General features: G+C 68.2%; 23 protein-coding genes and 1 tRNA gene. 14 read left to right on the top strand and 10 right to left on the bottom strand.

What is annotated here, in order from left to right:
* The 3 genes from AB8K43_RS04780 to AB8K43_RS04790 all read right to left on the bottom strand — a co-directional run.
* The coding region (locus AB8K43_RS04780; protein WP_370892007.1) for a glycine betaine ABC transporter substrate-binding protein at positions 1–889 on the bottom strand (889 nt) is incomplete at its 3' end.
* A gap of 55 nt (positions 890–944) precedes the next feature.
* On the bottom strand, positions 945–1,919 hold the full coding sequence (locus AB8K43_RS04785) for an ABC transporter permease (RefSeq protein WP_370892009.1): 975 nt from the start codon (positions 1,917–1,919) through the stop codon (positions 945–947).
* Complete coding sequence (locus AB8K43_RS04790) at positions 1,916–3,199, bottom strand: glycine betaine/L-proline ABC transporter ATP-binding protein (protein ID WP_370892011.1); 1,284 nt, start codon at positions 3,197–3,199, stop codon at positions 1,916–1,918. Before AB8K43_RS04790 ends, AB8K43_RS04785 begins: the two co-directional genes overlap by 4 nt.
* A 183-nt stretch (positions 3,200–3,382) precedes the next feature.
* Here AB8K43_RS04790 and cysS point away from each other — a divergent pair, with 183 nt between their 5' ends.
* From cysS to AB8K43_RS04805, 3 genes are all read left to right on the top strand, one after another.
* Positions 3,383–4,816 (top strand): cysteine--tRNA ligase, encoded by a 1,434-nt coding sequence (cysS, locus tag AB8K43_RS04795; protein WP_370892013.1) that lies wholly within the window; start codon positions 3,383–3,385, stop codon positions 4,814–4,816.
* Positions 4,816–5,766, top strand: a complete 951-nt coding sequence (rlmB, locus tag AB8K43_RS04800; RefSeq protein WP_370892015.1) for a 23S rRNA (guanosine(2251)-2'-O)-methyltransferase RlmB — start codon at positions 4,816–4,818, stop codon at positions 5,764–5,766. Before cysS ends, rlmB begins: the two co-directional genes overlap by 1 nt.
* A gap of 167 nt (positions 5,767–5,933) precedes the next feature.
* The gene (locus tag AB8K43_RS04805) at positions 5,934–6,248 is read left to right on the top strand and encodes a hypothetical protein (protein WP_370892017.1); all 315 of its coding nucleotides are present in this window, start codon (positions 5,934–5,936) and stop codon (positions 6,246–6,248) included.
* Between the two features lie 77 nt (positions 6,249–6,325).
* Here the strand turns inward: AB8K43_RS04805 and AB8K43_RS04810 are convergent, their stop codons facing one another.
* The 3 genes from AB8K43_RS04810 to AB8K43_RS04820 all read right to left on the bottom strand — a co-directional run bounded on the left by AB8K43_RS04810 (position 6,326) and on the right by AB8K43_RS04820 (position 9,424).
* Positions 6,326–6,775, bottom strand: coding sequence for an RDD family protein (locus tag AB8K43_RS04810; RefSeq protein ID WP_370892019.1), 450 nt, complete (start codon positions 6,773–6,775; stop codon positions 6,326–6,328).
* 297 nt (positions 6,776–7,072) lie between these two features.
* Positions 7,073–8,317, bottom strand: coding sequence for a DUF4032 domain-containing protein (locus AB8K43_RS04815; protein ID WP_370892021.1), 1,245 nt, complete (start codon positions 8,315–8,317; stop codon positions 7,073–7,075).
* 12 nt (positions 8,318–8,329) lie between these two features.
* Entirely contained in the window at positions 8,330–9,424 is a 1,095-nt protein-coding gene (locus tag AB8K43_RS04820) for an ABC transporter ATP-binding protein (RefSeq protein ID WP_370892023.1), read from the bottom strand.
* 160 nt (positions 9,425–9,584) lie between these two features.
* Here AB8K43_RS04820 and AB8K43_RS04825 point away from each other — a divergent pair, with 160 nt between their 5' ends.
* Positions 9,585–10,664: a LacI family DNA-binding transcriptional regulator gene (locus AB8K43_RS04825; protein WP_370892025.1), complete on the top strand. Its 1,080-nt coding sequence runs from the start codon at positions 9,585–9,587 to the stop codon at positions 10,662–10,664.
* Positions 10,665–10,733: 69 nt separating this feature from the next.
* Here AB8K43_RS04825 and otsB read toward each other — a convergent pair whose 3' ends face one another.
* Positions 10,734–11,507, bottom strand: coding sequence for a trehalose-phosphatase (otsB, locus tag AB8K43_RS04830; protein WP_370892026.1), 774 nt, complete (start codon positions 11,505–11,507; stop codon positions 10,734–10,736).
* On the bottom strand, positions 11,504–12,997 hold the full coding sequence (locus AB8K43_RS04835; protein WP_370892028.1) for a trehalose-6-phosphate synthase: 1,494 nt from the start codon (positions 12,995–12,997) through the stop codon (positions 11,504–11,506). Before AB8K43_RS04835 ends, otsB begins: the two co-directional genes overlap by 4 nt.
* 99 nt (positions 12,998–13,096) lie before the next feature.
* On the opposite strand from AB8K43_RS04835, the gene AB8K43_RS04840 reads away from it, so the two are divergent.
* From AB8K43_RS04840 to AB8K43_RS04870, 7 genes are all read left to right on the top strand, one after another.
* Complete coding sequence (locus AB8K43_RS04840) at positions 13,097–13,525, top strand: CBS domain-containing protein (protein ID WP_370892030.1); 429 nt, start codon at positions 13,097–13,099, stop codon at positions 13,523–13,525.
* Between the two features lie 102 nt (positions 13,526–13,627).
* On the top strand, positions 13,628–15,361 hold the full coding sequence (locus tag AB8K43_RS04845; RefSeq protein WP_370892032.1) for a protein kinase: 1,734 nt from the start codon (positions 13,628–13,630) through the stop codon (positions 15,359–15,361).
* Between the two features lie 116 nt (positions 15,362–15,477).
* Positions 15,478–17,028, top strand: coding sequence for a threonine/serine exporter ThrE family protein (locus AB8K43_RS04850; protein ID WP_370892034.1), 1,551 nt, complete (start codon positions 15,478–15,480; stop codon positions 17,026–17,028).
* Positions 17,029–17,144: 116 nt separating this feature from the next.
* A complete protein-coding gene (locus AB8K43_RS04855) occupies positions 17,145–17,891 on the top strand; it encodes a transglycosylase family protein (protein ID WP_370892036.1) in 747 nt (248 codons plus the stop codon).
* A 216-nt stretch (positions 17,892–18,107) separates the two neighbouring features.
* Entirely contained in the window at positions 18,108–18,869 is a 762-nt protein-coding gene (locus AB8K43_RS04860; protein WP_370892037.1) for a transglycosylase family protein, read from the top strand.
* A 22-nt stretch (positions 18,870–18,891) separates the two neighbouring features.
* Positions 18,892–20,283, top strand: a complete 1,392-nt coding sequence (locus AB8K43_RS04865; protein WP_370892039.1) for an FAD-binding oxidoreductase — start codon at positions 18,892–18,894, stop codon at positions 20,281–20,283.
* 107 nt (positions 20,284–20,390) lie between these two features.
* Positions 20,391–20,463: transfer RNA gene (locus tag AB8K43_RS04870), tRNA-Thr, on the top strand.
* Between the two features lie 20 nt (positions 20,464–20,483).
* Here the strand turns inward: AB8K43_RS04870 and AB8K43_RS04875 are convergent.
* Positions 20,484–20,954 carry a hypothetical protein gene (locus AB8K43_RS04875; RefSeq protein WP_370892041.1) on the bottom strand — a complete coding sequence of 157 codons (471 nt, stop codon included), beginning with the start codon at positions 20,952–20,954 and terminating at the stop codon, positions 20,484–20,486.
* Positions 20,955–21,015: 61 nt separating this feature from the next.
* Entirely contained in the window at positions 21,016–21,687 is a 672-nt protein-coding gene (locus AB8K43_RS04880) for a DNA-binding response regulator (protein ID WP_370892043.1), read from the bottom strand.
* A gap of 180 nt (positions 21,688–21,867) precedes the next feature.
* Here AB8K43_RS04880 and gabT point away from each other — a divergent pair, with 180 nt between their 5' ends.
* The 3 genes from gabT (at position 21,868) to AB8K43_RS04895 (ending at position 24,541) form a co-directional block, all read left to right on the top strand.
* A complete protein-coding gene (gabT, locus tag AB8K43_RS04885; protein ID WP_370892045.1) occupies positions 21,868–23,202 on the top strand; it encodes a 4-aminobutyrate--2-oxoglutarate transaminase in 1,335 nt (444 codons plus the stop codon).
* A 154-nt stretch (positions 23,203–23,356) separates the two neighbouring features.
* Entirely contained in the window at positions 23,357–23,929 is a 573-nt protein-coding gene (locus tag AB8K43_RS04890; RefSeq protein WP_370892047.1) for a DoxX family protein, read from the top strand.
* 267 nt (positions 23,930–24,196) lie between these two features.
* The gene (locus AB8K43_RS04895) at positions 24,197–24,541 is read left to right on the top strand and encodes a PadR family transcriptional regulator (protein WP_370892049.1); all 345 of its coding nucleotides are present in this window, start codon (positions 24,197–24,199) and stop codon (positions 24,539–24,541) included.

The raw sequence follows: 24,541 nt of genomic DNA on the forward strand, positions 1-24,541 counted from the left end.
CCGAGACGAAGTCGGGGTTGTCCTTCAACCACGCCTCGACGCCCTTCTCGGGGGCCTTTTCGTTTTCGCGCAGGACGAGGTTCTCGAGCGAACCGAGCTGCTTGTCGTCCATCGTCCAGTTCTTCAACATGTCGTTGACCTCAGGGAACTCGTTGGCGAATCCCTTCTTGGCGAGGCTGTGGATCTGCTCGGCCTCACCCATCGCGCCCTCGGGGTCTTCCAGGTCGCGGATCGGGAAGGCGTCGTAGGCCCAGTGCGGACGCCAGAGCGTCACGACGATCGGCTCCTTGGCGTCGGTCGCCTTCTTCAGCTCGGCGAGCATCGCCGCGGTCGAGGAGGTGACGAGCTTGTACTCGCCATCGAGGCCGTACTTGGGCATCGCGTCCTTCTCGGTGATGCGGGTCAGGCCCGCGCCGGGCTCGATGCCGACGATCTGGCCGTTGTACTCACCCGCCTTGCCCTTCAGATCCGCGATGGTCTTGGCGTCGGAGTACTCGGGCACGGCGAGGGTCAGCTTGGCGTTGTCATACCAGACGCCGATGTCCTCGATGTCCTTGCCGTACTTGTCCATGTAGTCCGAGTGAGTGCTCGGCAGCCAACCATCGAGGAAGAGGTCGATGTCGCCCTTGGAGAGGCCGACGAAGGTCGGTGCGACGTCGAGCTGCTGGATCGTGACGTTGTAGCCCTTGTCTTCAAGGACCTGCTTCCACAGATGGGTGACCGCGATGTCCTCATCCCACGGGATGTAGCCGATCGTGAGGTTCTTGCTGTCGCCCCCGGCACCGGAGGTGGAGTCGGCGTCGCTCGACCCAGAGCCGCAAGCGGCAAGGCCAAGCGCGGCGACGGCGATCATCGAGGCGATGGTCGTAGTGCGGAATCGATTGCGCATGGATCTCTTCTTCCTTGTTGACGGTGTGGTGGATGTCGTTGCGGGGGAAGGGGGGTCAGCTGCCGGTCGCGCGGGCGATGGCGCTGCGTTCGCCGATCGCGCTGGTGACTCGGTCGAGGTAGATCGCGAGGATCACGACGGCCAGGCCGGATTCGAAGCCGAGCCCGATGTTGAGGCGGGTGATGGCCTCGAAGACCGCGCCGCCGAGGCCGCCAGCGCCGACCATGCCAGCAATCACGACCATCGACAGGGCCAGCATGATGACCTGGTTGATTCCGGCGAGGATGCTGCGCATCGCGAGCGGGATCTGGATCCCGAGGAGCACGGCGCGATCGGTAGCGCCGAAGGCGTGACCGGCTTCGACGAGTTCGGGGTCGACGCCGCGGATGCCGAGTTCGGTGAGGCGCACCCCGGGAGGCATCGAGAAGACGACGGTCGCGATGACCCCCGGCACGACGCCGATCGAGAAGAACATGACGGCCGGGATCAGATAGACGAAGGCGGGCATCGTCTGCATGAAGTCCATGACCGGACGGATGACCTGAGAGGCGACATCGCTGCGCCCGGCGAGGATGCCAAGGGGGATCGCGAGGACCAGGGCGATGACACTCGCCACGAGGATCAGGGCCAGGGTGTGGACGGCGTTGTCCCACTGGTCCATCCCGATGACGAGGAGCAGGGATGCCGCCGAGAAGATCGCGAACCTCCAGCTGCGCAGGATGAGCGCAAGCCCGGCAAGGAAGGTTAGGAGGACGATCTCTGGTCCCGTAGTGAGCGCCGCGACGATCACCGCTGCGACGGCGACGCCGCCGTGGACGAAGCGCCGCAGCCCGGCAGCGATCGCGACGAGCAGGATCACGAGCAGGATGAGCGGTGGTGCCACCAGCAGATCGGTGAGCCCATCGACGAGGAATTGCACGCCGGTATCGATCGCCTTGAAGCCGGCGCTCCAATTCTGGGTCATCCAGTCGACGGCATCGGAGAAGGTGTCGCCCACGGGGACGCGCGGGATGTCGATCACGGGGATCATGCGGTGCCCCCCTTCGCGGTCTCCTCAGCGATCAGATCGCCCTGACCGTCCGCAGGCGGCGTGGTGTCGTCGTCTGGCGGCGGTGGGTCTTCGGGCGGCGGGACATGTTCCGGCTCGCCCAAGACGCTCAGCAGAGTGACCCTCGGGATCACGCCGGTGAGGATCCCGTGCGCGTCGACGACGGGCAGCGGCGCATTCCACGACGCGGCGGGGCGTAGGGCCTCCGACAGCGTTTGGTCCTCGGTGACCGACGCCGTGGGCTGGAGGATCGCGTCGATGGTCTCCTCACCGCGCTCGATCGCCTGGACGACATCGGCGTCGGCGACCCAGCCATCGAGATGGCGGTCGCGGCCGGTGACGTAGAGCCCGTGGAGTTGGTGCTCTCGGATCAACTGCTGGGCGGCGCGCGGCCCCTGATCGCGCCGCAGGGTCGTCACGGGCGGGACCGTGACCGATCCGGCGGTAAGCACCCGGGAGCGGTCGACGTCAGCGACGAAGCGGGCGACGTAGTCGTTGGCGGGACTCGTCAGGATCTCTTCGGTGGTGCCGATCTGGACGATCCGACCATCGAGCATCATCGCGATTCGGTCGCCGAGGCGCATCGCCTCGTTGAGGTCGTGCGTGATGAACAGGATGGTCTTGTTCAAACTCGCCTGGAGTTCGATGAGTTGGTCCTGCATCTCCTTGCGGATGAGCGGGTCGAGAGCGCTGAAGGCCTCGTCCATGAGGAGCACCCCGGTGTCGGCGGCGAGGGCCCGCGCGAGCCCGACGCGCTGGCGCATCCCGCCCGACAGCTGCCCGGGGAGCTTGTCCTCCCACCCCTTCAAGCCGACTAACTCCAGGGCCTCGCTGGCCTTGGCGCGCCGCTCGTCCTTGGGGATCCCGCGGGCCTTCAAGCCATACGCCGCGTTATCGATCACGGTGCGGTGCGGGAAGAGGGCGAAATGCTGGAAGACCATGCTGACGTGGTCGCGGCGCAAGGTGCGGATCGCGCGCTTGCCGCCACCCGTGACGTCGATCCCGTCGACGGTGACCGACCCGGCGGTGGGCGGGTAGAGGCCATTGATCGTGCGGATCAGCGTCGACTTGCCCGAACCGGAGAGGCCCATCACCACGAAGATCTCACCGGCTTCCACCTCGAAGCTGGCGTCAATGACGGCGGCGGTGGTGCCCTCTGCGGCGAGCTCGGCTCGGGTGGCGCCAGCTTCAAGGCGGGCGGGGGCCCGACTCGCCTGACGTCCGAAAGCCTTATAGACGTGGTCGACGGTGATGACCGGCACGGGCCGCTCCTAGGGTTGGGGGCAGGGCTGATCTGCGGGAAAGATCATGGTGCTCCCCCTGACAGATGCTCCTTTGACGCAAACATACTCAGTACGCTGATGCCAAGTGCTTAGCCCGAAGTGGGGGGCTTATCGTGACCTTCGCGTAAGGGTGCCCTGCGTCGAGCACGTAGGCTTGGCGGGGTGAGCCTGCACCTCTTCGACACCGCCACGCGCACCCAACGCGAGTTCGTCCCGCTGACTCCCGGCAAGGTCGGGATGTACATCTGCGGGCTCACCACCCAGGGCGCGCCGCACATTGGACACATCCGCTTCGCGGTGGCCTTCGACGTCCTGCGGCGCTGGTTAACCCGTGGTCATGGCTATGACGTCACGGTGATCCGCAATGTCACCGATATTGACGACAAGATCCTGCGCAAGGCCGCCGAGTCCGGCGAGGATTGGTACGCCCTCAGCTACCGCAACGAACGCGCGACGAGCGAGGCGCTCGACACGCTCGGGGTGCTCCCAGCCACCTACGAGCCGCGCGCGACCGGCCACATCCCCGAGATGGTCACGCTGATGGAGGAGCTCCAGGAGCGGGGCCACGCCTATCCCGCCCCTGACGGCAGCGGCGATGTCTACTTCGACGTCGAGAGTTGGGACGACTACGGCGAGCTGTCGAACCAGGCTCTCGACGACATGGTCGCCGCCGATGATGCGGACCCACGCGGCAAGCGCGACCCGCGCGATTTTGCCCTCTGGAAGGGGGCCAAGGAGGGCGAGCCGAGCACGGCCACCTGGCCCACCCCCTTCGGCCCGGGTCGGCCCGGCTGGCACCTGGAGTGCTCGGCGATGGCCCGCAAGTACCTCGGTGACTCCTTCGATATCCACGGCGGCGGGATCGACCTGCGCTTCCCCCATCACGAAAACGAGCAGGCCCAATCGCGGGCGGCTGGGCTCGGCTTCGCGCAGTACTGGTTGCACAACGCGTGGGTCACGGTGAAGGGGGAGAAGATGGGCAAGTCGCTTGGCAATGCCCTGGAGATCCACCGGCTGACCGATATCTACGCGCCGATCGTGCTGCGCTACTTCCTCACCGCCGCGCACTACCGCTCGATGATCGAGTATCACGAGGGATCGCTCGACGAGGCCGAGGCGGCCGTCGAGCGAATCGAGGGATTCCTAAGGCGCGCGCTCCCCGACGCCACCACCGTCGAGGCCGACGTGGACCTCGACCTGCCCGAGGCGTTTGTCGAAGCGATGGATGACGACCTCGGCGTCGCGAGCGCGCTCGCGGTGATCCACGACCGCGTGCGCCAGGGCAATACCGCGCTCGGTGAGGGCGATCGCGAGTCGGCGGCCGAGCTCGCCGCGACCGTTGTCGCGATGACCGACGTCCTCGGCGTCAACCCGCTGTCGGCCACCTGGGGTGGTCCCGCCGGTGGGCGCGAGGACGACCTCACCCCCGCGCTCGATGTCCTCGTGACCGCCCGAATGGAGGCGCGGGCGGCCGCTCGCGCCGCCCGCGACTACGACACGGCCGACGCGATCCGCGACGAACTCGCCGCGGCCGGCATCGACGTCGCCGACACCGCTGGTGGGGCCCGCTGGTCCCTCGCGAAGAAGGAGCACTGATGGCCGGTAACTCTCGACGACGCGGCGCCGTGCGACGCGATGGGTCGAAGAAGGGGGCACTCGTCGGTTCCGGCGGGCAGCGCCGCAAGGGCCTTGAGGGCAAGGGTCCGACGCCGAAGGCATCGGAGCGCCCCAACCACAAGGCGTACAAAATGGCCAAGGCCCAGTCCAAGCGCGACTCCGGTCGCCCGCAGCAGCGCCGGCGAAGTGGGGGTCCGAGCACCGAGATGGTCGCCGGACGAAATTCGGTCCTGGAGGCCCTGCGCGCCGAGGTCCCGGTCTCGACGATGTATGTCGCCTCGCGGCTCGAGAGTGACGATCGGGTCCGCGAGGCGGTCAAAATCGCCGCAGAACGTGGCATCGCGATGCTCGAGACGCCGCGCAGTGAGCTCGATCGGTTGACCGATGGCGCGGTTCACCAGGGTCTAGCGATCCAGGTGCCGCCCTACGAGTACGCGCACCCGGCCGACCTGATCGATCCCGAACGCGTCGGCACGCCGCTCATCGTGGCCCTCGACGGCATCACCGATCCGCGCAATCTAGGGGCGATCGTCCGCTCGACGGCCGCCTTCGGGGGGCACGGAGTGGTCGTCCCCGCGCGCCGCTCGGTCGGGATGACCGCGAGCGCCTGGAAGACCTCGGCTGGCGCCGCCGCGCGGATCCCCGTCGCCCAGGCGACCAACCTCACGCGGGCGTTGGAGGAGTATCGCAAGGCGGGCTTCTTCATCGTCGGTCTCGATATGGATGGCGACGTGGACCTGCCAGGCCTCGAACTCGCCACCGAACCGCTCGTCGTGGTCGTCGGTTCCGAGGGGAAGGGGCTGTCGCGACTCGTGCGCGAGACCTGCGACCAGATCGTCTCGATCCCGATGAGTTCGAGCGTCGAATCCCTCAACGCCGGGCTCGCCGCCGGGGTCACGCTCTACGAGATCGCCCGCCGCCGCGGATAACGGGGGCCGGCCTGTCAGCGGGCCGTGACCCCCCTTCTTCGTCAGGTTCACCCGAACGGGCGGCCACTCGGCTAGCATCCACGTGGCGGCGTGAGTGAGCGCCGTCACGGGGGCAGTTTCGATGCGCCACGAGAAACCGAAGTACTGACAGGGAGAGAACCAAGAACATGTCGACCAATTACCCGCCCGTCGCGCCGGGCCCGCAGATGGGTGGAGCTCCGGTGGAGCACCCGCAGGGCACCACGATCTTGATCCTCGGCATCGCGGGCCTTGTCTGCTGTGGCCCGCTCGGCATCGCCGCGTGGATCATGGGCAACAAGGCGATCCAGGAGATCGACGCCAACCCGGCCGCGTACAGCAACCGGGGCACCGTCAACGCCGGCCGGATCTGCGGCATGATCGCCACCATCTTGATGATCGTTGCGATCGTGGCCTACGCGATCTTGTTCATGGTCGGCGGCGTCGCCAGCATGAACAGCTAAGGGGTTCTTCTACCCCAAGACGAAGGGGGGACGACGCGTCACGCGTCGTCCCCCCTTCGTCGTCTCAGTCCCGGCGGTTAGCCCTTCGGGACCTTGATCACCTGGGTCTTGCCGATCTTGTCGCCAAGGGTTTGGCGCTGGTCATCAAAGAGCATGAAGATCGCGCTGATGATGCCGAGCAGCGACGAGATCAGTTCGCGCAAGAACTGCGCGCCCATCGCGGGGTGCTGCCCCGTCGCCGCGTCGATGACCTTCAGGCCCATCATCTTGCGGCCGATGCTCTGGCCGGTCTGGGTGACGCGGTAGATGCGGTTCCAGAACCAGAAGGCGAAGGACCCGCCGAGGCCGAGGAAGATCATCAGCAGGCCGATCGCGCTCGCCCCGCCACCGTTGGAGCCGACCAGGAAGCCGACCCCGACGAAGTATCCGACGAAGAGGATGACCGTCTGGATCGCGTAATCGATGAGATACGGCGCGATGCGGTCGGTGAACTCGGTCGTCGGTCCGTAGTTCTGCTCAACATACACACGCGAACCGGGAACGGCGGGCCCACCAACGGGCGGCGCACCGTAGGCCCCGCCGGGCGGCCCGTACGGTGATGGTGCCTGGCCGTAAGGAGAGGGCTGCCCCTGCGGCGGCCCGCTAGGCGCTCCGCTGGGTGCTCCGCTCGGCGGTCCGTAAGGCGAGGTCGGCTGCCCATACGGCGCGCCCTGCGGGGGCCCCTGAGGGTTCGCCGGCGGCCCGGCCGGCGGGGGGTTCCCCGCGGGTTGGTTGCTCGGGTACGGCGAGTTGTCGCCCGGCGGGGGAGGTGGTGCGGAAGTCAATTACGTGTCCTTTCCGATGACCGGCAGCATCTGGGTATCGGTCCCCAGCACCGCCTTCTCGTCCGGTTTGCTTGGTAATACCTCTCGAACATAGTCCGCGATGGCCTGATCAAGCGGGATGTCGTGGCCGGCCGCCTCGGCCATGTACCACCGGTGTTCGAGGACCTCGTGGAAGAGTTCGGCCGGCTCGAGTTTGCCCCGAAGGGGGTGCGGGATCGAGCGGGTCGCGGGCTCGTACACCTCCGAGACCCAGTCGTGCGCGACGTACTCCTGCGGCTCGCCCTGGCGCTCGGTCGCCGCCCGGTAGGAGTCGAGATCGTTGAGCAGGCGCCGCGCCTGATTTTCTTCGACATCGAGGCCGGTGAGGCGCAGCAGCCGCCGCGAGTGGTGGCCCGCGTCGACCACCTTCGGCTGGATTCGGATATGGGTCCCGTCGAGGTCGGTGGTGATCTCGAGTTCGTCGACATCGAAGCCCAGCAGGTTGAGGCGACGAATTCGCTCGTCGACCCGCCAATGATCCCCGGTGCCAAACCACTCGTCGCCGGTCAGCTCCGCCCAGAGCTCGCGGTACCGGGTGATGATCTGCTCGCTCGTCTCGACCGGGTCAAAATCCGGTGGCATGACGCCCGCGGCCATGAGATCCATAAACTCGCCCGCGATACTGACCTGGGCGATATCGAGGTCGTGTTCGCGCTGGCCGTCACTTAAGTTCGGAAAGAGTTCCCCGGTCTCGGCGTCGACCAAGTAGGCCGAAAAGGCCCCGGCGTCGCGGCGAAAGAGCGTGTTGGAGAGCGAGACATCCCCCCACCAGAAACCGCTCAGGTGGAGCCGGACGAGCAGCACCGCGAGCGCATCGAGGAGGCGCTGGGCGGTATCTCCCCGCAGGTGCTGGCTAAAGACCGCCCGGTACGGAAGGGAGAACTGGAGGTGCCGGGTGATCAGGCAGGCATCGAGGGGGTCGCCGTTGGCATCGACGCGCCCGGTGACCACGGCGAGCGGTTCGACGCAAGGTTGGTCGAGGCGCCCGAGTTGGCGCAGCAGGGTGAACTCCCGCCGCGCCAACTCGGCCTTGATCTCTTTGACCGCGACCACGCCCCCGGAGAGCCGGACGAAGCGCACGACATGGCGGGAGATCCCCCGCGGGAGAGCAGCCAGGCGATCCTCTGGCCAGGTCTCGAGCGGCAAGGCCCAGGGCAGCGAGAGCAGGGCCGGGTCGGGTCGTGCGGCAGAGATCTCCAGCGGCATGGCTGCCTCCTCTTAGTCGCCGATTCGCTCGCCGCTCGTCGCGTCGAACACGTGCAGGTGGCCGTCGGCCGGGGTGATGTGCACGGTCTCGCCCTTCATCGGAGGGCGCCGGCCATCGACCCGCGCGATGAAGGGCATCTCGGCGCCTTCGACATCACCGGTGTGGGCGGGGGTGCTGCCGTAGATATAGGCGTCGGCACCCAGCTCCTCGACGACCTCGACGGTGACCGGGAGGCCGTGACCGTCGGTGTTCAAGGTGACGTCCTCGGGCCGGATGCCGACCACCAGAGAGGTGCCGGCCTGGCTAAGGGCGTCGCGCTCCACCGGGACCACGCTGTCACCGAACTGCGCGCCCCCTTCGACGGCAGGGACGGTCACGAGGTTCATCGACGGGGAGCCGATGAAGCCGGCGACGAAGACATTGTTGGGGTGGTCATACATGCGTCGCGGGGTGTCGACCTGTTGGAGGATCCCGTCCTTTAAGAGGGCCACGCGGTCTCCCATCGTCATCGCCTCGACCTGGTCGTGGGTGACGTAGACGGTGGTGACGCCGAGGCGGCGCTGCAACGAGGCGATCTGGGTGCGGGTTTGGACCCGCAGCTTGGCGTCGAGGTTCGACAGCGGCTCATCCATCAAGAAGACCTGGGGGTCGCGCACGATCGCCCGGCCCATCGCCACGCGCTGGCGCTGGCCTCCAGAGAGCTGCTTCGGCTTGCGATCGAGGAACTCGGTGAGGTCGAGGACTTTCGCGGCCTCCTTGACCCGTTCGGCGATCGTCGCCTTGTCGACGCCAGCGATCTTGAGCGCAAAGCCCATGTTGTCGGCGACCGACATGTGCGGGTAGAGCGCGTAGTTCTGGAAGACCATGGCTACGTCGCGCTGCTTGGGCGAGAGGTCGGTGACGTCCTTATCGCCGATCCAGATCTTGCCGCCGTTGACCTCTTCAAGGCCGGCGAGCATGCGCAGGGAGGTGGACTTCCCGCATCCCGAGGGACCGACGAGGACGAGGAATTCGCCGTCCTCGATATCGATACTGAGTCGGTCAACGCTCGGGGAGTCGTTCCCCGGGTAGATCCGGGTCGCGTTATCGAACTTCACTGTTGCCATGGCGTCATTGCCTACTTTCCTTCACCGGCAGGAACGTGCCGGACGATCCGTTGTAAAGGGTGGGGATCAAGCACCCCTATCTTGTCCTATCGCGTGCGAAGGGGGCGAGGCTCACCCCCTTCCCCGGTGGATAGGCGGAGCCGCACCGTACGCTGACCGAGTGACGACCTCCTCGCGCCGACCGGTCGGTGCGCGACCGCCCGCGCGCGATGGCCGCACGTCCCGCCTGGCCGAAATCGCCCACCACGCAGGGGTGAGCGAATCCACGGTCTCGCGGGTCCTGAACGGCCGGGCGGGAGTGGCCTCGGCGACCCGCGAGGCGGTCCTCACGGCCGTCGATGTCCTCGGGTACGACCGCCCGAGCCGGTTGCAGTCGCACGCGGTGAGCCTCGTCGGGCTGATCATCCCCGAACTCGTGAACCCGATCTTCCCGACCTTCGCCCAGTCCATCGAAAGCGCCCTCGCCCGCCGCGGCTTCACGCCGGTCCTCTGCACGCAGACCGACGATGGACTTCACGAGGACGATTACGTCGAGATGCTGACCGAGCGGGGCGTCGCGGGGATCATCTACATCTCGGGGCGCCACGCCGATACCTCGACCGATCTCGCGCGGTACCACCGGCTGATCGAGCGGGGGCTACCGATCGTCTTCGTCAATGGGTGGCGCGACGAGGTGGCGGCACCCTTCATCTCCGATGACGATGTCGCGGCCATGGATCTCGCGGTCAACCACCTCGTCGAGCTCGGGCATCGCCGGATCGGGCTCGCGGTGGGCTCGGATCGCTATGTCCCGGTGATTCGCAAGATGGCCGGGTTTCGCGCGGCGATGGAGCGGTACACCGGTCGCGTCGAGGTCGATGATCTGATCGTCAACACCGTGTACTCCGTCGAAGGGGGCGCCTCGGCGGCTAATGCGCTGATCGAGCGGGGTGCGACCGCGATCGTGAGCGGATCGGATCTGATGGCGCTCGGGGCGATCCGGCAGGCGCGGGCGATGGGCCGAAGCGTCCCGGAGGACCTCTCCGTGGTCGGCTACGACGACAGCGCGCTGATCGCCTTCACCGACCCGCCGCTGACGACCGTGCGCCAGCGCGTCACCGACATGAGTGAGGCCGCGGTGCGCGCCCTGCTGGACGAGGTCGCGGGCAATCCGGTGCCGCACGCGGAGCTGATCTTCACCCCCGAGCTCGTGGTGCGCCGGTCGACCGCACGAGCGCCCGACCGGTCCGGGCGGGGTTAAGGACATCGGACGCGCAAAGATCCGCGCCCGATGTCCGTTACCGCGCCCCGGGGTGGCGCGTGGGCCGGCTCAGGGCGCGTCGCGCAGGTCCCGCAGGGTGCGTAGGGCCGTCGCGACGTCGTCGCATCGCGCGACCCGGTAGGCGGCGGCAGTCTCCCCTTCGCCGACCTTCACCCCGATGTCACCCTCCCGGAGCACCTCAAAGCCGTGCTCGTCGGTGACGTCATCGCCGAAGAAGACGAGCGTGTCGACCTCAAGGTCGTCGGCGAGCGCCCTGATCGCCGAGCCCTTATCCGCCGCGGCGACGGTGAGTTCGAGGACGTTCTTGCCGGTCAGCAGCAGCACGCCCGGGCGCGTGGCGGCGCGCTCAGCGATGGCCTCGGCGGCGGAGACCTCGGGTCCCGCCAGCCCTCGGGTATGGAGCACGATCGCCGACGGTTTGTATTCGAGCCGGACCTCGGGGGCTTCCTCCGCGACCTGCGCCTCCACCTCGGCGACGAGCGCGGCGAGCAGCTCGTGATCGACGGTCGCGGCGGCCTCGGAGCGAGAGGATTCGCCCCCGTGACTGCCGATCAGCGTCACGAAGTCGCCACCGAAGTTGGTGAGTTCCTTCAGCGTCTCGAGGTCGCGCCCCGATACGATCGCTGCGTGGGTGTCCTCCATCCCGGCGAGCGCGATGAGGTCGTCCAGCGTGCCGGGCAAGGCACGGGCCGCCATGGGGTCGTGGACGAAGGGGGCGAGCGTCCCATCGAAGTCGCTGGCGACCAACAGCCGCTCGGCGTTCGCCGCGCGCTCGAGCGCCTCGGCGAGGTCCGCGGGCAGCTCGCTCGGCACCTCGGTCATGACCGGTGCACCAAGGGGGAGTCGGTCGCTGGCGGAGCCTGAGCGTCAGGCTGCGCCTCTTCCCCGGCCTTGCGGCGCGGTTTGTGCGGGGCGGCGTCCAGGTTCGCGAGGAAGCGGCTGGCCCACTGCTGCACATCGTGGTTGGCGATCCGGCGGCGCAGCGAGCGCATGATCCGGCGCTTGTCCTTCGGGTCGGTCTGGATGGCCCGCAGGATCGTGTTCTTGAGCCCCTCGATGTCGTGCGGGTTGCACACAAAGGCCTGATGCAACTCGTGGTACGCCCCGGTAAACTCCGAGAGCACGAGTGCGCCCCCGAGGTCGTGCCGGCAGGTGACGTACTCCTTGGCGACGAGGTTCATGCCATCGCGAAGGGGGGTCACGAGCATGACGTCGGCCGCGAGGAAGAGGGCGGCCATTTCCTCGCGCGGGTAGGAGTGGTGGAGGTAATGCACTGCGGCGGCGCCGATCCCGGAGTACATGCCGTTGATCCGGCCGACGGTCGTCTCGATCTCGGTGCGCAGACGCTTGTAAGCGTCCACCCGCTCGCGGCTTGGCGTCGCGACCTGGACGAAGGTGATGTCCGGCGGCGCGATCTTGCCGTCGGCGAGCAACTCCTCGTAGGCCTTGAGGCGATGCCGGATCCCCTTGGTGTAGTCGAGCCGGTCGACACCGAGCAGCAGGGTCTTGGGATTGCCGAGCGAGGCGCGGATTTCCTTCGCCCGCGCGCGGACCTCGGGTGTGCGCGAGAGGGCCTCGAGCTCGGCGTAGTCGATGCTGATCGGCACGGCGCTCGCGCGCACCTGACGGGCCGGTTGGCTGGAGGTAGTGACGACCTCCCCCTTCGTCGTGAGGCCAAGGAGCTGACGGCAGGCCCGCACGAAGTTGCCGGCATCGGCCACTCGCTGGAAGCCCAGGTAATCCGCACCGAGGAGACCCTCGAGGATCTGCTGGCGCCAGGGAAGTTGGGCGAAGAGCTCGACGGGCGGGAAGGGGATGTGGTTGAACCACCCGATCTTGACATCGGGGCGGCGCTCACGGACGAGGGCCGGGACGAGTTGCAGCTGGTAGTCGTGGATCCACACGGTCGCGCCCTCGGCGGCGACCTTGCTCACGGCATCGGCGAAGCGCTCGTTGACCGTGCGGTACACCCGCCACCAGGCGCGGTGGAAGCGCGCGGGCACGATCACGTCGTGGTAGATCGGCCAGAGGGTGTCATTAGAGAGGCCCTCGTAGTACTGGGCGATCTCGTCGGCGTCGAGCGGGACGGGGTGGAGCCACATCCCGGCCTCTTCGAAGGGTTCGGGCGCCTCGCCGGCCTCACCGGCCCAGCCCACCCAGGCCCCATCACGGCCGCGCATCACCGAGTCCATGGCGGTCACGAGACCGCCGGGGCTGCGGTGCCACTCGACCGTGCCGTCGGGCTGGACCACCCGATCGACAGGGAGTCGATTTGCCGCGATGACTAGGTCAAACGTCTCGTGCTTGGACACGTGGGCTTCACACCTTCGCCGTTGTCGGGATGTCTCATACCCTAGACCGACTTCGGCCGACCCCTAGCGGCGTCGCGGTCCCGGGGCTACCGTCGATCTATGAAGATCTCCGATGTCCTCCGGACCAAGGGCACCGATGTCGTGACGGTGTCGCCCGACCAGAGCGTGGGCGAGCTCCTGGCCCTGCTCGCTGACCATCAGATCGGTGCCGTCGTCGTCAGTTCCGACGGGGAGGCCGTCGAGGGCATCGTGAGCGAGCGCGATGTCGTGCGGCGGTTGCACAGCGAGGGCGCGTCGATCATCGAGGCACCCGTGTCGCAGATCATGACCAAGGAGGTCCGCACGGTGACCCCCGCCGATGGGATCGCCGAGCTGGCCGTGACGATGACCGAGCATCGCTTCCGGCACGTCCCCGTCGTCGAGGATGGTCGCCTCATCGCGATCGTCAGCATCGGTGATGTCGTGAAGCACCGCCTGCGCACGCTGTCCGCCGAGCGGGACCAGCTCGAGGCCTACATCACGCAGTAGGCATCGCCGTTAGCGCGATCCAACCTCGAGCAGCGCCCCCTTCCAGGCGGCGTCCAGGTGGCTATCCGCTCGCGCCCAGGCGCTGGGGCCTACCCTCGAACCATGACGACTGAGCTCCTCGGGGACCCCCAACCCCCGGATGAGCCCGATCACGGGGGAGGACCGGCCCACGCCGAGTACGAGCGGATCGGGCCCTACCGGGTTCTGGCGCAGCTCGGCGAGGGCGGGATGGGGGTTGTACACCTCGCGTTGGACCGTCGCGGGAAGGCCGTGGCGGTCAAGGTCCTGCGTGAACACGTCGCCCACGACGCCGAGGCCCGCAAGCGACTCTCTCGCGAGGTCGAGACCCTAAGCCGCGTCCGGTCGTCGCGGATCGCGCCGATTCTCGACGCCGACCTCAACGCCGCGCAGCCCTATGTCGTCACGCGCTATGTCCCGGGCCCATCGCTCGATCAGCAGGTCAAAGAAAACGGACCGCTCAGCCCGGAAGAGATGCTGCGCGTCGGACGTGGCCTCGCCGAGGCGATCCGCGAGGTGCATGCGACCGGCGTCATCCATCGCGATCTCAAGCCCGGCAACGTGTTGCTGCTCGACGGCGAACCGATCCTGATCGACTTCGGCATCGCGCACGTCGCCGAGGCCTCGCGGATGACGATGACCGGCCTCGTGATGGGTACCCCGGGGTATCTCTCGCCCGAGATCGTCGAAGGGGGTGACGTCACCGCCGCGACCGACTGGTGGGGGTGGGCCGCCACCTTGGCTTTCGCCGCGACCGGTCGGGCCCCGTTCGGTGCTGGCGGGATGGAAGCCGTCCTCGCGCGGGTTTGCCGCGGTGATGCGGATCTGCGCGGTGTCGACCCCAACCTCGCTCCGTTGCTCTATGCGGCGCTCTCGCCGACCTCCGATCAGCGCCCCGACGCCGGCGAGGTGATTGGTGCGCTCGAGCGTTATGCCGCGGGGCGTCCCGTGACGGAGGTGCTTCCGAGCCGGGCGCGCGTTGCCCCCACCCGGCAGGCGCCCGCCTTCGCTTCGCAGCAGCACCCGCCTGCTCCGCGGCCGGTGGCGCCGACGGCCCACCAGCCCACGCCGGCCCAACTGCCGTCTCCTCCGTCCAACTACCCGCCTCAGCCCTACCCGCAGCAGGTGCCGAGCCGTCAGGTGGCGCCCGTCGCGCGGCAGGTTGCTCCTCCGCAGTACCTCCCCGAGGGGCCGCGCGAGGTCGACCCGCGGATCGGGAAGCCGATGCGGACTCCGGTGCTCGCCGCCGCTTTGGCGTGCGCGACGGCGGTCGCGACGGTGGCCCCCTTCGTGGTGCTGATCATCGCGCTGATCTGGGGAGTCGCCGCGAGGACCGCCGATCGGACCGTGACGGGGACGGTGTTGCGTCGCCACACGAAGGGGCGCCGGTCCAGCGACGGCGCGATGGCCGCCGCGAGCGTCCCGGGGCACTTCCTCGTCTCGATCGTGACGACCGTGATCGGCTCGCTCTTCCCCCTTCTCGTGGCGGTCTCTGCGGTGGTCGCGACCGCCGTGGCCCTCGCTTTCGGGGGGTCCGGTGCTGTGCGACTCGAGGGCCCGATCCCGCTAGCGGTCGGGGCTTTTGTGGGGTCGCTGATGGCGTGGTGGGGGCCGAGTAGCCAGTCGCTGCGCCGGGGAAGCCGAAGCCTGGTGCGAGGCGTCACGCCCAATGACAGCGTGGCGTGGGGTGTTGCGGCCTTCCTCATCGTCGTCGCGTGCGTGGCGGCCTTCCAGGCCTTCGCGGGTGATGGCTCACCCTCGTGGTGGCCGCTCACCAGTTCACCCTTGCCCGATTCGGCGCGGATTCCGGTCCGATGAGCCGCTCCTCACGCCCCCGCCCGATTCGGCAGGGGCGAGCGAAGAATCCCCGGTCGTCGTCGAGCGCCAAGGCCGTGCCAGCGCCCCCGCCGAGCCCGGAGCCTTCGCCGAGCCCGGTGACCCCACCGCCAACGATTCCGCCTCCGACACCCGGGATGGATCCGTCCTCGGATTCCATCCCGGTCCACCCCCGAGGGAAGACGATCCCGGCGCGGCACCTGCCGCGGCTGCGGCCGAGCCTGCGCGGTGAGGCGCCGACCGAGACGCTGCCGATGGTGGGGTCGTTAAAGGGGACGCCCTACCGCGACCCCCGCGTCACCCGCGCGGTCGCCGAGGAGCAGGCCGCCGCCGAGGTCATGGACCTCGCCCTTCGGGTCGGGGAGATGATGCTGCGCTGCGGCGCGGGTGCCCGCTCGGTGGAGGCCGCCTCGATGGCCGTTGGGATCGCCGGTGGACTGCCGGATATGGACGTCGACCTCACGATGCAGTCCCTGCACATGCAGTGCCGGACGACCTCGGGCAAGGTCATCACCCGACTGCGGGTCGTCCGCCGCCCGAAGCAAGACTTCGCCCGGCTCGCCGCCGTCCACACCCTGGTCGAAGAACTCGTCAACGGCGAGGTCGACGTCGAGCAGGCGACCGCGCGGCTGCGAGAGATCAGCCGCGCCCACCGCACCTGGGCGGGGTGGGCCGTGGCCGTCGCCAACGGCGGTGTGGCGGCCGGTGTCGCCATGTCGCTCGGCGCGGGGTGGGGCGGCATCGTGGTCGCTCTGCTCACGGCTCTGCTCAACGACCAGGTGATCCGGGGCCTCTCGACCTTCTCGCTCCCCGCCTTCTTCACGAGTGCGATCGGTGGCGCGCTCGCGACGGTGATCGCCTTCATCGCCTATGTCATGGGGATCGAAGGGTGGATCCCGATCTCTCCGTCGGACTTCGCCTTCGTGGTCGCCGGTGGGATCGTCTCGCTGCTGCCCTCGCGCACGATCACCTCGGCGATGGAGGACATCATTTCGGGCTTCCCGGTGACCGGGACCGCGCGCATGTTTGAGGTGATGCTGCACACGTTCGGGATCATCGTCGGCGTTGCGACCGGACTGGGGCTCAGCCTTCAACTCGCCGACGCCCTGTCCTTGGCGTTGGTGCCCCCGCCGATCACCAAACTGGCGTGGGCATCGGGGAGCCCGACGGTGGTGATGGTCGGCGCCGCGATCGTCGGTGCGTCGGCGGCCGTTGTCTCCCAGAGCCGCCGCCGGATGTTGATCCCCGCAGCCCTGCTCGGCATGACCGCGGTGCTCGTCGCGTCGACCCTCACGGGCGCCGATTTCGGACGGCTGACGGCCACCGGGATCGCCGGTGTGGTGCTGGGTTTCGCCGCTCGGATCGTCGCCCTTCGACTCAAGGCCCCGGCCGTCACGCTGGCCGTCCCGGGCTCGCTCGGTCTGATGCCTGGTTTGGCGATTTTCGTCGGGCTCTACCGGCTCACCCAGCGCTCCGATGAGCAGGCGTGGGCGGCGGTCCAGGCGGCCGGCCTCGCCGGGGTGCTGACCGCCTTCGGCGTCATCTTTGCCATCGCCATCGGGTCGACCCTGGGCGACCTGCTGGCCGCCCCCTTCGATGGCGCGGTGCGGGCCCGGCGGCAGCGCACGGAAGAGCGCAAGAAGCGGTAAGTGACCGCGATCGCGGTCATCTCGACTTGCCACGCTAGATCACGAATCTGTAACGTACCGCCGCAGCGCGGACGTAACGTGAAAGCCACGGCAGGACGCGTGATGGAAATCCCCTGATGGAAGGTCCTTCCCGCATCATGTTCTACGCCGCGAAGCATGCTGAACGAAAGCCCACGTCGACCGTGGCTCGCCGCGCTGCCGGCGTCGCCGTCGCCGGAGCCACCGTCGCCGCCGGATCGGTCGCCGCAGCCTCCAGCGCGCAGGCCGCCCCCAGCAATGTCTGGGACCGCGTCGCCCAGTGCGAGTCCGGTGGCCGCTGGAGCATTAACACCGGCAACGGCTACTACGGCGGTCTGCAGTTCCACTCCCGGACCTGGACCGGCCACGGCGGCCGTCAGTTTGCCTCGACCGCCAACAAGGCGACTCGCGCCGAGCAGATCACCGTCGCCAAGCGGGTGCTGCGCTCGCAGGGCCCAGGCGCCTGGCCGCACTGTGGCCGTCGCGCGGGTCTCACCAAGGCCAATGGCCTCGCCGCGCCGACTGGCACCGTGAAGAAGAAGGCGCCGAAGGTCGCCAGGACCACTCACGGCCGCAAGGCCCTGCCCGTCACCGGTAAGCGTGGCTCGACCACCAACTACCGCCTCGAGATCTGGGTCGGCGGGTCGCGCAATGGCTCCCTGCAGCGCAACGACGTCCGCAAGCTGCAGCGCAAGGTCGGCCTGCCCGCGCACCAGCGCAACGGGTGGATCAACGACCGTCGCACGGTCAAGGCGATCCAGAAGAAGGTCGGCGTGCGCCAGACCGGTCAGTGGAGCCCGGGTACCGTCAAGGCTCTCCAGCGCCACCTGAACCGGGTGCTCTGACCCGTTCGGGCCTCTTAATCTCTGACGCCAACGGGCGGCCAGCGCGATCACGCGCTGGCCGCCCGTTGGCGTCTGTCGTTCGCCCCTTTGCCGAAGGGGGAGAGGAGGGGCGGGAGTTACAAGTCTGTACTTACGGGTCAGATGTTGTTGGTGTGACGCATGGGGCCATAGCGTCGCGGGCGGACCATTCTGTCGCCCGAAAGGACACCCCCTGTCATGGCCAAGCGCCTTGCTCCCGACTCTGCCGCCGCCCTCGACGCCGAGGCGACCCCGAAGGCACCCCGCCAGAGCCGGCGCTACCGGGGTGCCGCGATCTCGGCGGTGGTCCTCGCGGCAGCGGGAGGCGGGATCGCCGTCGCCACCTCGGCGGGGGCGGCTGAGACGGTGTGGGACCGGGTCGCGCAGTGCGAGAGCGGCCAGAACTGGTCGATCAACACCGGGAACGGGTACTACGGCGGGCTGCAATTCTCCGCCTCGACGTGGACCGGCTTCGGCGGGGGGCGGTACGCGCCGACCGCAGACCGGGCGAGCAAGGGCCAGCAGATTGAGATCGCGCAGAAGGTGCTGCGCGTGCAGGGACCGGGTGCCTGGCCGGTGTGCTCCCGACGGGCGGGCCTCACGGTCGCCAACGGCCTCGCCGTCGACCCGTATGGCCACGGTGGCAACAAGCAGCCCTCGCGGGGGCAGACGCGCCCACCGGTCACCTCGACGGGCGGCAAGCTCGTTGTTGACGGCGTGCGAGGGTCGCGGACCAATGCCGGGATCGAGATGTGGGTCAAGCGTCCGGTCAACGGCACCTTGGACCGGGCCGACAATCAGGCGCTGCAGCGAGTGCTCGGCGTGCCCCAGGATGGGGTCATCGGCCCGCAGTCGACTCGCGCCCTGCAGCGCAAGGTCGGCGCGGATGTCGATGGGAAGTGGGGTCCGCAGACGACCTCTTCGCTCCAGCGCTACCTGAACCGCTACGTCATCCGGTGAGTTCACGGTCCATGATGGATCGGTGAGCACTCACCTCATCTCGCGCCTGACCGAGCGGCTGGGGTCCGACCGGGTCGTGACCGATGCCGACGTGCTGGCCGCGCACGCCAGCGACCGAGCGGTCTTCGCTCCGACGGGTCGCCCCCTCGCCTTGCTGCGGGCGCGCACGGTCGAGCAGGTCAGCACGGCGCTCGCGTGGGCGCACGAGCACCGGGTGCCAGTGGTCCCGCAAGGCGCCCGTACGGGACTTTCCGGTGGGGCGAACGCCATCGATGGCGCGCTCTTGCTGTCCGTGGAAGGGATGGACCGGATCCTGCGGATCGACCCGGTCGAACAGATTGCCGTGGTGGAGCCTGGCGTCATCAATGCCACGCTGACGCGCGCCGCGGAGGAGCACGGACTGACCTACCTACCGGACCCTTCGTCCTGGGAGATCAGCACGATCGGGGGCAACGTCGCCACGAACGCCGGCGGCCTGTGCTGCGTGAAATACGGGGTGACCCGCGATTTTGTCCGCGGGCTGCAGGTGGTCCTCGCCGATGGCCGAATCATGCGGACCGGGCGAGCGACGGCGAAGGGGGTCGCCGGGTACGACCTCACCGCCCTCTTCGTCGGGTCCGAGGGGACGCTTGGCGTCATCACCGAGGTGACGCTTGCGCTCCGCCCGAAGCCCGCCCCTGCGCTCACCGCCGCCGCGTACTTCGGCGATGTCGTCGAGGCCTGCCAGGTCGTCACCGAGGTGATGAGCAGCGGCGTGCGGCCCTCCCTTCTGGAACTGATGGACGGGCCCAGCCTCGAGGTCGTCTCGCGGCTGCAGGATCTGGGCTTCCCGCCGGGGACCGATGGTTTGCTGATCTGCTCTAGTGATGACCCGGACCGGCAAGGGACGGACCTGCAGACCTTCGCTCGGATCGCTGAGGCCCACGGTGGGGAGGTCGTGATCGCCGAGGATGTCCAGGAGGCAGAGTTGCTGATCCAAGCTCGGCGGCTCGTCAATCCCGCCCATGCTGCTCTCGGGACCGACCTGGTCGACGATGTCTGCGTCCCGCGGGGGCGCCTCGTGGATCTCCTTCGGGGGGTGCGGGAAATCGCCGCGCGCTATGACGTGCTGGTGACCACCGCCGGGCACGCCGGGGACGGCAATATGCACCCGAGCGTCGTCTTCGACGCGAGCGACCCGGACCAGACCGAGCGCGCGCAGGCCGCGTTCGGCGCGATCATGCAACTCGGCATCGACCTGGGCGGCACGATCACCGGCGAACACGGGGTGGGACGACTGAAGTCCGCCTGGCTCGGGCGCGAACTCGACCCGGCCGCGATGGCGACCCAGCGTGCGATCAAGGCGGCCCTCGATCCGCGCGGCATCCTCAATCCCGGTAGCGTGCTGAGTCCCGCCGCCGACGACCTCCACTAATGCGTGCCGCACTCCCGCTGGCGTCCCGATCCTGATCGGCGATTGGCAGAAGCGATGCTCCCTTCGCGTACCATCGAGCGTCGTGCCGCTGCTTCTCGCGGCACCTCGCTGGCGTGGCGCAATTGGTAGCGCACCTGTCTTGTAAACAGGTGGTTAGGGGTTCGAGTCCCCTCGCCAGCTCCGTTGCGTGACCCTAAGTCTTAGGACTGGGCGCAGGTGAAGCGATAGACGAGCGGTTTGGAACTCGTCGCCGAGGTCGCGACCTCGCTCCGCACCGTGACGTACTCGCCCGATCGGGTGGCGTTGCTCAGGCCCGGTCGCACCTGCTCGACGCGCGAACCCTTCGGCATCAAGAGCGTTAGCGACGGGATGGTTGCGGCGTCACCGGACCACTGCAGGCGCAGTTCGATCCCCGGCTCTTTGCCCGAAGGGGGGACTCGCGCGCTGGTGAGGTCGGGGTCGCAGGTTGCCACCTTCCAGCTGTCCGAGGCCATGGGCTTGCCGTCGAGGAGGATGGCCCGATCGGAGCCGTCGGCGGCTGATGTTGGTGACGAGCGCGAGGTGGTGCTGAACGTGCCCGGGTCGGGGCTCGGCGGCGGTTCCTCGCCGCAGCCCGAAAGCGCGATCAGCCCGGCTAAGACCAGGGCGACGCGTGGACCCCTTCGAGCCATGAGACCTCTCCTCTCAACCGCCACGATCGTACGGCGCGGCGAAGGGGGTCAGCCGGACGAACTAGCGGACGGCGCGCTTGGCGGTGCCGGAGGGGTGCTGAAACCCGGAGCCGTTGGTGGGCGGCAGGACCCGGCGCCGGTTGCGCGCGAAGCCGTGGTCGATGCCCCACAGCACGGCCTGGCTGCGCGAGGAGACGCCCATCGCGCGGTAGGCGGAGCGGATGTACGACTTCACCGAGTTGATCGACAGATAGGTGCGCTGGGCGATCTCGTTGTTGGACAGGCCCTCGGTGATCAGGGCGACGATCTCTGCCTCGCGCGCGGTCAGACCCTCGCGCTTACCGGGCCAGGATCCGCCCGGCGCGGTCGCGGTCTCGTGGACGCCCTCGACGACGACCTCTTCACCAGCGTGGACTCGCTCGATCGCCTCGACGAGGTCACTGGCGCAGAGGGACTTTGGCAGGGCGGCGCACACGCCGCGAGCGAGGGCCTCTTCGGAGAGTTCCTCGGTGAGCGCCCAGGTGTAGAGGACGAGCTTCGGCACGTGCGGGCTGTTGATCAACCGGTCGATGTCTTGCGTTTGCAGTCCGGCCATCGAAAAGGCGTCGTAGAGTGCGACGTCGACGGGCTGGCTCACGCTGACATCAGAGTCCAGCTCGACGACCTCGATTCGATCCGCGTACGGCTCGAGTAATGCCGCCAGACCGCGAACCACCAACTCGTAGTCATTCACGACGGCGAGGCGGATCGGAGCGGGGGGGGACAGGCATGTCCGCAACGGTACGGGACTCTGGCCAGGCGGAACGCTGTAGAGGCTCACCCTTTCGGGTGTTACTCGGAGGTGCGAGAAGGGGCGGAACCCGCTAACCAGGCGGGATGTGGCGCCGGTCACGGCGGGTCTACGATCGGCATTGTGATCGAACAGCAACGCGTCCTCGCGACCTCCATCCCCGGCCCCCGCTCTATCGAACTTCAGCAGCGCAAGATGGCGGCCGTCTCCGCTGGCGTGGGGACGGGTCTGCCCATCTACGTCACCGCTGGCGAAGGGGGCATCCTGCGCGATGTCGATGACAACCAGCTGATCGACTTCGGTTCGGGGATCGCGGTTACCAATGTCGGCAACCGCAACCCTCGGGTCGTTGAGGCGGTGCAGCGCCAGATGGAGGACTTCACCCACACCTGTTTCATGGTGACGCCCTACGAGGAGTATGTGGAGGTCTGCGAGCTCCTCGCCGAACTCACCCCGGGTGACCACGACAAGCGCAGCGCCCTGCTCTCCTCCGGCGCCGAGGCCGTCGAAAATGCCGTGAAGATCGCCCGCCATGCGACCGGTCGCCAGGCCGTCGCGGTCTTCGAGCACGGCTACCACGGGCGGACCAATCTCACGATGGGCATGACCGCGAAGAACATGCCCTACAAGGACGGCTTCGGCCCCTTCGCACCCGAGGTCTACCGCCTCCCGATGGCCTACCCCTACCGGTGGCCGACGGGGGAGAAGAACTGTCTCGACGAGGCGTTCGAAGCCTTCCGGTCGACGGTCCACGCGCAGATCGGCGAAGAGCGTTGCGCGGCAGTCGTTCTGGAGCCGATTCAGGGCGAAGGGGGGTTCATCGTCCCGCCCGAGGGCTACATCGCGCGGGTCGCCGAGTACTGCCACGATCACGGCATCGTCTTCATCGCCGATGAGGTCCAGTCGGGCTTCTGTCGCACCGGCGACTGGTTCGCGATGGACCACGAAGGGGTGGCTCCCGACCTGATCACCACGGCGAAGGGGATCGCTGGCGGCATGCCGCTCGCCGCCGTCACGGGCCGGGCCGAGATCATGGACGCGGTCCACCCCGGTGGCCTCGGCGGGACGTATGGCGGCAACCCGGTCGCCTGTGCCGCAGGGATTGCCAGCATCGAGTCGATGCGAGAGGACGACCTGAACGCCCGCGCCCGGCACATCGAAGAGCTCCTTGTCCCCCGCCTGCAAACGATCGCCGACCGCACTGGGGTCGTCGGCGAGATCCGGGGTCGAGGCGCGATGCTCGCGGTCGAGCTGGTGAGCGATCTCGACCTGAAGACCCCCGCCCCCGAGCTCACCGCGGCGATCAACAAGGCCTGTCACGAGCGCGGACTCGTCACCTTGACCTGCGGTACCTACGGCAATGTCTTCCGTTTCTTGCCGCCGCTCACGATTGGTGACGACCTGCTGATGGAGGGCGCCGACATCCTTGAGGAAGCCTTCGCCGCCGCGTTGGCCTAACCGATCAACGGACCGAACGGGCCCCCTTCGCCTCGAGCGAAGGGGGCCCTTCGTTGTGGAAGATATTTCACTCAATTAAACTTTGTATTGGTACTAGACCCCGCATCCAGCGTGGGTGCGGGGTGTCATCCCTGCACGATTGGAAAGGTCTGTCATGAGTACCCGCACTGCCGCCCAGCCGGCCGCGAACTCGCGCTCCGCCACCCACTTCGAGGACGTCGTTTCCTCCCCGATCGCGCGCACCGCGCTCGTCGGCCTGCGATATGTCCTCGGGTTCTACTTCTTGTGGGCCTTCCTCGACAAGCTCTTCGGCCTCGGGTACTCGACCCCGTCGGAGGCGGCCTGGGTTCGCGGCGGGTCACCGACCACCGGCTTCCTCACGATGAACCCGGCGGTGACCGAAGGCCCGCTCGGCGGCTTCTTCGCCAACTTCGCCGGCGGGATCTGGGACTACCTCTTCATGGCGGGCCTGCTCGGCATCGGCGTCGCCCTTCTCCTCGGCGCGGGCCTGAAGATCGCCGCCTGGGCCGGCACGGCGCTGCTGCTCATGATGTACCTCGCCGAGCTGCCGATTGGCCGCGCTGGTGAGGACTTCACGAACCCGATCTTCGACGCGCACTGGATCGAGGCGCTGGTTCTCTGGGTCATCGCGTACACCTACGCTGGCGACACCCTGGGCCTTGGCCGGTGGTGGAGCAAGATCGCCGGGAACGGCTGGCTGCGCTAACCCCCTTCGCCGGCCGATCGGGTCGGATCACCGATGCCGCGTTCTTCCGTCGGGAAGGGCGCGGCATCTTTTGATGTCTCGGGCGGGGTGCGCAGGGTGCGGGCGGGAGCGCCCTCGGCATGCCGCCTCCGGAGGGTGGGGTGCGCAAGGTGCGTGGAGGGGCGCCCTTTGCACCCCGCTGGCGAACGAGGGGTACGCGAGGTGCGAGCTGAACTCACCTTCCCTTAGTACTTGACACTGCAAGGTACTGATTTTAGCGTGGGAGTCATGCCACATCATGACCCGCAGATGCTGAAGGGGGTGCTCTCCCTTCTCCTGCTCAGCCTGCTCGACCAGGAGGACGGATACGGGTACGCCGTCTTGACGCAGTTGCGCGAAGGGGGATTCGACGAGTTGACCGAGGGCGCGATCTATCCCGCTCTCACCCGCCTCGAGAGCGCGGGTCACCTCACGTCCTATCTGCAGCGCTCGGACTCTGGGCCCGCGCGGAAGTACTACCGGATTACCGACGAAGGGCGGTCGGCCCTCGCCGAACGCCGCCTGGCGTGGGGCCAACTCGCCGAGTCGGTCCACACGATCCTCACCACGTCCCGCCCGTCACCGAAGGAGTAG

Source organism: Janibacter sp. GXQ6167 (assembly GCF_041365945.1).
Lineage (GTDB): Bacteria > Actinomycetota > Actinomycetes > Actinomycetales > Dermatophilaceae > JBGFSK01.

Excerpts from the sequence above, each read along its gene's own strand:
- AB8K43_RS04855 (WP_370892036.1), top strand. The coding sequence starts at position 17,145 with ATGGAAGGTCCTTCCCGCATCATGTTCTACGCCGCGAAGCATGCTGAA.
- AB8K43_RS04890 (WP_370892047.1), top strand. The coding sequence starts at position 23,357 with ATGAGTACCCGCACTGCCGCCCAGCCGGCCGCGAACTCGCGCTCCGCC.
- otsB (WP_370892026.1), bottom strand. The coding sequence starts at position 11,507 with ATGACCGAGGTGCCGAGCGAGCTGCCCGCGGACCTCGCCGAGGCGCTC.
- AB8K43_RS04815 (WP_370892021.1), bottom strand. The coding sequence starts at position 8,317 with ATGCCGCTGGAGATCTCTGCCGCACGACCCGACCCGGCCCTGCTCTCG.
- AB8K43_RS04860 (WP_370892037.1), top strand. The coding sequence starts at position 18,108 with ATGGCCAAGCGCCTTGCTCCCGACTCTGCCGCCGCCCTCGACGCCGAG.
- AB8K43_RS04840 (WP_370892030.1), top strand. The coding sequence starts at position 13,097 with ATGAAGATCTCCGATGTCCTCCGGACCAAGGGCACCGATGTCGTGACG.
- rlmB (WP_370892015.1), top strand. The coding sequence starts at position 4,816 with ATGGCCGGTAACTCTCGACGACGCGGCGCCGTGCGACGCGATGGGTCG.
- AB8K43_RS04785 (WP_370892009.1), bottom strand. The coding sequence starts at position 1,919 with ATGATCCCCGTGATCGACATCCCGCGCGTCCCCGTGGGCGACACCTTC.
- AB8K43_RS04895 (WP_370892049.1), top strand. The coding sequence starts at position 24,197 with ATGCCACATCATGACCCGCAGATGCTGAAGGGGGTGCTCTCCCTTCTC.
- AB8K43_RS04805 (WP_370892017.1), top strand. The coding sequence starts at position 5,934 with ATGTCGACCAATTACCCGCCCGTCGCGCCGGGCCCGCAGATGGGTGGA.
- AB8K43_RS04845 (WP_370892032.1), top strand. The coding sequence starts at position 13,628 with ATGACGACTGAGCTCCTCGGGGACCCCCAACCCCCGGATGAGCCCGAT.
- AB8K43_RS04820 (WP_370892023.1), bottom strand. The coding sequence starts at position 9,424 with ATGGCAACAGTGAAGTTCGATAACGCGACCCGGATCTACCCGGGGAAC.
- AB8K43_RS04875 (WP_370892041.1), bottom strand. The coding sequence starts at position 20,954 with ATGGCTCGAAGGGGTCCACGCGTCGCCCTGGTCTTAGCCGGGCTGATC.